The sequence below is a fragment of the Ectobacillus funiculus genome (assembly GCF_004138295.1).
In the GTDB taxonomy this organism is placed as follows: Bacteria; Bacillota; Bacilli; order Bacillales; family Bacillaceae_G; genus Ectobacillus; species Ectobacillus funiculus.
In genome coordinates, this window is the sequence record NZ_SCFM01000105.1 from 1 (window position 1) to 5,403 (window position 5,403).

At 38.7% G+C, this 5,403-nt stretch carries 5 protein-coding genes; 3 read left to right on the forward strand and 2 right to left on the reverse strand.

The features are described 5' to 3' along the window. The first annotated feature begins 314 nt into the window (after positions 1-314). The 3 genes from EP737_RS24830 to EP737_RS24840 all read left to right on the forward strand — a co-directional run bounded on the left by EP737_RS24830 (position 315) and on the right by EP737_RS24840 (position 2,914). Entirely contained in the window at positions 315-644 is a 330-nt protein-coding gene (locus tag EP737_RS24830; RefSeq protein ID WP_129732051.1) for a MobC family plasmid mobilization relaxosome protein, read from the forward strand. After that, on the forward strand, positions 611-1,840 hold the full coding sequence (locus EP737_RS24835) for a relaxase/mobilization nuclease domain-containing protein (RefSeq protein ID WP_129732053.1): 1,230 nt from the start codon (positions 611-613) through the stop codon (positions 1,838-1,840). The genes EP737_RS24830 and EP737_RS24835 overlap by 34 nt, the downstream gene beginning before the upstream one ends. Before the next feature lie 387 nt (positions 1,841-2,227). After that, complete coding sequence (locus EP737_RS24840) at positions 2,228-2,914, forward strand: Rep protein (protein WP_129732055.1); 687 nt, start codon at positions 2,228-2,230, stop codon at positions 2,912-2,914. Positions 2,915-3,484: 570 nt separating this feature from the next. Here the strand turns inward: EP737_RS24840 and EP737_RS24845 are convergent. Together EP737_RS24845 and EP737_RS24850 are read right to left on the reverse strand one after the other, a co-directional pair. Further along, positions 3,485-4,588, reverse strand: coding sequence for a GerAB/ArcD/ProY family transporter (locus EP737_RS24845; RefSeq protein ID WP_129732057.1), 1,104 nt, complete (start codon positions 4,586-4,588; stop codon positions 3,485-3,487). Positions 4,589-4,904: 316 nt separating this feature from the next. Next, complete coding sequence (locus tag EP737_RS24850; protein ID WP_129732059.1) at positions 4,905-5,114, reverse strand: hypothetical protein; 210 nt, start codon at positions 5,112-5,114, stop codon at positions 4,905-4,907. Positions 5,115-5,403: the final 289 nt, after the last annotated feature.

The window sequence follows — 5,403 nt, forward strand, 5'->3', positions numbered from 1 at the left end:
TGACACGTTCACTATGCCCAGACCCTCTTGGATTGTCAAAACGGTTACCGTTTTGACCTGCCTACCGGCGAGGGAGCCCCCTCAAAAAGTGAGGGGGTTGGGGGAGTTTTTTAGAGGGGGTCTGGGGAAGGGTTCCCCAGCGGGTTTGGGCGGCGCCCAAGGTTTGAAAAGCCCCCTTTAGGGGGTTGGGGGGTGTCATGCGAAGCATGACCAAGCAAAGGAAATGGGTACCATTTCAGCAGCTTGCCAACCCCTATACCATCATGCTATGATGGTAACAAAATGGAACATTTTGGATGATAGGGGGCGGTCGCTTGGGAGAGAACAGGAAAGAGAACCGACAGGTAAAATTTCGTGTGAGCGACGACGAATTTGAAAGGCTTGAGCAGATGGCGAAAGAATTTCAAATGAGTGTGCCTTCCTTCTGCAAGAGGAAGGCACAGGGGGCGAGATTGCGACCTCCGAAGGTTGATAGAGAGGGAGCATTCGAGATTGCCCGTCAGTTGCGAGCTATTGGGAACAATGTGAACCAGCTATCCAAGCGAGCAAATGAGGGCAAAGCAATTCCTCATTTGGAATTGCAAGGCATTCAGAAGGAGCTGCATGCGCTATGGCAACAATTCAACGAAGCAATACAAAAGTAGCCAACAAGCTGATTTCGTACGCTGAGAGGCGCGCAGAGGTACGTGAGGGCGTGAATTGTCCTGCAGAGTATGCCAAGTCCCAAATGAAGGCTACGAGGGAATTATGGGGCAAAAATGACGGGATACAGGCACATCATATTATTCAGTCATTTAAGCCTGGAGAAGTTACGCCTGAGCAAGCTAATGAAATCGGGCAGGAACTGGCGAAAGAGATTGCAAAAGGGCATGAAGCAGTTGTGTATACACATACGGACAAAGACCATGTTCATAATCACATCATAATTAACTCTGTAAATTATGAGAATGGAAGAAAGTATAACGCTTCAAAAGAGGAATTATACCGGATTCGTGAAGTGAGTGATCGACTTTGCCAAGAAAGAAATTTGTCCGTGGTAAAAGAGTATACAGGACCAACACGTTATACACTTGCTGAAAAATCTTTGCTTGAAAAGGGTAAAGACAGTTGGAAAGATGAAATACGTCAAGTCATCGACTATGAACGCCAATACTCCAAGACGTATGAGGATTTTAAGCACAATCTAACTGAAAAATACGGGATTGAGGTGAAAGAACGAGGAAAGAACATTACGTTCACTCATCCCGATAATGGTATGAAGGTTAGGGGTTCTCGGTTAGGAAATTCATACGAAAAGGAGACATTGGAATATGAATTTGAAAGACAAATTGAACAAAGAAAAGACGAGCGAGGTCAAGAGCGAGGAAACATCGGTTTATCACATTCACCAGAATCAAGAGAACAACGAGATCATGCAGCTGGTGAAAGAATTGCAGAGGAACTTGGAGGACAATCAAAAGCTGATGGACATTTTGAAGGGTTACGTCAGCGTTCAGATGGACAAGCAAGTCGTAGCGAAAGTAACGATGGATCAGGAATTGGCGCAGATAAAGGGAACCAGCGAAACCATTCAACAGGGAATGACTTCGATATTGAACAAGCAAGAGCAGCTCTTGCAGGGGAGCAGCGTAGCCTTGCAGAAAGTTTTGGTAAATGGCAAGAACGAAATGATGCAGAACAACGCTCAAACGATTCAGCAGCTTCAAGAGATCCAAAGCAACTTGAACAAACAAATGAGCGAGATAAAAATCGACATGCAGACCGAAATCAAGAACATGAGAAGCAACGTGCAGGACAGCGTAAGCAAGTTAGAACGCAAGACTTTGAGCCTGATAGGTAATGCTAGAAAAAACATTTTTCTTAACGATTGGCTAGACGTAGCGAAATATGGGCTAGGAACGGCTATATTCGTTGTTCCTGTTTATTTAGGGGTAAAGTATTTGTTTTCTCTTTTTGGTGTCTCTATGCCTTAAAGAGGGGCTTTAAAATAGTTGAATCACTTAAACTAAGAAAAATATAAAAAAACACTGATACTTGACCAGCGTTTTAAGAAAAGGATTATAATAGATTGTGTTGAATAGACGAATAGAATAGCAAAAGCCCCTGCGGTCGGGAAACTTTAGGGGCTTCTTGCTAAATCCAATTTAGAAGGGTTAATCCCTTATTAACTAACTATATTCTAACATAAATGGATTAACTCCTTCTAGAGAGAGGGAGAATAAAAATAATGGTAAAAGACAAAAAAAGTGTTATTAGTCTTATGGAAGAAGCTGAAAGGAAAGCAAAAGCAAGAGATTTTGAGAAGAATTCGGAAATAAGAGCAAAGGCTGAAGAATTAAAGAAATCAATGCTTCATCAATTGAAAGAGCTTACCGGAGAAGAGCATTATATTGCAAAGAATAAAGATCCTTTTGCAGGGGAGCCGTTTAATCAAGTGATGCATAGAAATTTAGATTTGTTGAATCAGATAGGTTATTTGACTCAGGCTGAGGAAAGTACGTTATTTAAGCTTCAAGCTTACTTGGAGTTTAAAAGCAATGTGATTATTTGTAGAGAAGATAAATTTAAGAAAAAGCAAAAATATGATGAGGATGATTTTGAACTTCCTAGGGCTGCTACTGTTTCAGATATTGCTGAAATGATTGGGAAATCTAGAACACAAACATCTTTAATCTTAAATTCTTTGAAAGAAAAAGAGATATTATTAAATCCTGAAGGTGCAGGACAAATTGAAGAGAACGGAAGAACTATAAGTCCTAGAACATGGATTGTAAACCCATATATCATGATTTGTGCTCCTAGAAAAAATGAAGTCAAGCTAGATAAATTGACTATGAGATTATTTCAACATTCCTTGAAAAATCTTAAGGATCAAAATGGTAAAAAGGTGAAATTACCTGTTAGATTTTTTTAGACTATATCATACTGATATAGTCTTTTTTTATACGAATATATGTTCTTTGGAAGATTTTAGGTGTTAGGATATCCTAACAAAAAGACACTAAAGTGTTAGGATATCCTAACACCCTTAAAACTCCAATAAACCCAGTCATATCAAGGTTTTAACACACTTTTAACCGAATCTCTCTTATTATCACTATCTGTAAAGGCTAAAAATTCCGCAAGGAACGGGTAGTATTTTTTGAGAACCCCACTCAAAAAATCTCCACCCTCAACAAAGAAAAAGCCGGCTCCTTCATCGTCGCCTAATGGCTATCGCCATTTCTTTTTCTTTGTTGTCCTTGCACAATTTTTTTCGGCTCGTTTTGGCTCTTTCGCCAAGCCGACTGACCAAAAGCAAGATTCAGGCTATCGGCTTGCACGAGCAATTATACGAGCCGAACCGCCAGATCATCCCGTTCATTGTATTGCTCTCTCTCCTTATGCCTACACGCTAATGTGGGGGCTCTGCCCCGCACACCCCCGGCCATCCCCTGCCCAAAAGCAAGGGAAAAACAGAAAATTAGATTCCAACCTGATCTTTTTATCCTTCCTTAGCTTTCTTTTTGAAACGATTACGAATCAAGGTAACAATTAGCATTAGTAATGGAATAATAATTTCAAAATAAGCGGAAATGGAATCTAAAAATTTAGCTTTCTCAATGTGAACTGAAAGGTTGGAGGCCGAAATTATTGACCAGTAGATAAGAATACATCCAATTGGTAAAATAATCTGTTGATGATTTTTTAGCTTGAACAAATCCATTATTCCCATTATGGCGCCATAAAAAAAAATAGATGCTTTGAAAAAAACCGTAATCAACAAAGTAAAAACAACAATAGCATCCATTCGTTGTATAAATTCAAAAAGGTTGACCTTTCTGATGGTTGTTAATAAAGGAAAAGTAGATCTTTCCACTGTTTCGACACCAAGAACAGCAATATCTAAACTTATTGTATAACTTAAGACAAGCCCACTTGAAATCAAGGTAGACAGCCAAACTTTTTTCACTAATTCAGGACGATTTAAATAAGGAAGAAGCATCATAAAGACAACCATTTGACCAAAAGGAAGATTTCTAGTCTGCACAAGAGCCGTCGTTAAGATTGGTTTCCATCCATATTCAAGAAACGGCTGCAAATTCTGAAGGTCTACATTACCTGTAATAAGGATTAAAAAGTTTCCTGCTACTCCAAATAAGAACAATATCACAATAAATACTTCTGCCGTTCTCCCTAATACTTCAATTCCTAGATAAAGTACATAACAAATGGCAAGAACAAACAAGATATTGATCGCTAATAACGGTGTTTTGGTCATGGTCGATGAAAGCAGCAACTCCCCGAAACTACGAATATTATGGGTAGCATTATACAAGAAGAAGAAAATGTATAACAGGCTAATGACCCACCCCAGGTATTTACCAAATACTTTTTTGGCATATCCGGTAAGTAGTAGATTTGGATATTGACGAAAAAAAAAGTAATAAATGAAAAATAAGATAATTCCCTGGCACATTCCTAAAAGAATGGCAAGCCAGGCGTCTTTTTTAGCATCGATTCCATAACTTATGACCAATGCAGTCCCCATCTCAAAGATAAACATCAGGACAAATAGCTGAATCGCACTAATTTTAGTTTTCTCCATCGTCTGGAGTTCTTCCCTTCTTTACACTTGATCTGCAATTTGTTGAGTAAATGAGTGTTTGTACAGTACATTTACTCCATTTTTCCCTACTTGTTTCTCTCTAATACCTTTTAGGATTGAGATATGTATACCGTATTCATGAGAGGTTAACATAACACGACATTATCGGAACTCAATGTATCTAGGAGCCTAGAAAAAAATCCCCTTCAGTTAAGCAATCTGAAGGGGATTCGTGTTCACATAGCTAACGTTCTAGGAATTTCTTTCTTGGTAACTTGACTAAATAAAAAACACCCTTGAAAGGATGCTCATACTATTAATATTTTACTTTTTTTAAAATGAATTTTATTTCATCTGTACGAATGTTCATGTCGCCATCACTACCATCTCCCCTGACAACAGGCACGGCTGATACCAATTCCCATCCTAAATCACCAAAGTGCTGTAAATTTGTTGTGAGGGTTTCGTCGTCATTCGAAATTGCACGATTGTTATAGGTATAGACCTTATAATCAAATTTTGACATTTTACAACCTCCCTCTTTCTTGTAATTATTCGGTGTAAGAAAGGGTAATCCCTATCTGTATGTTGTATTCATGTTAAGTTTACATAACATCTAATTATCGGAATTCAATGTATCTAGGAGCCTACAAAGATCCCATAATACATTACCAGCAGAAAAAGCAGGGAGAAAAACAAAAAGCCGGCCTGCGCCAGCTTCACATTCAACAACATAGTTCTATTTTTTTTTCATAAGAAAGTTTTTGATGGATTAGGATAAGTTGGTCTAGTTGTTGACTACAATTAACTGTTTC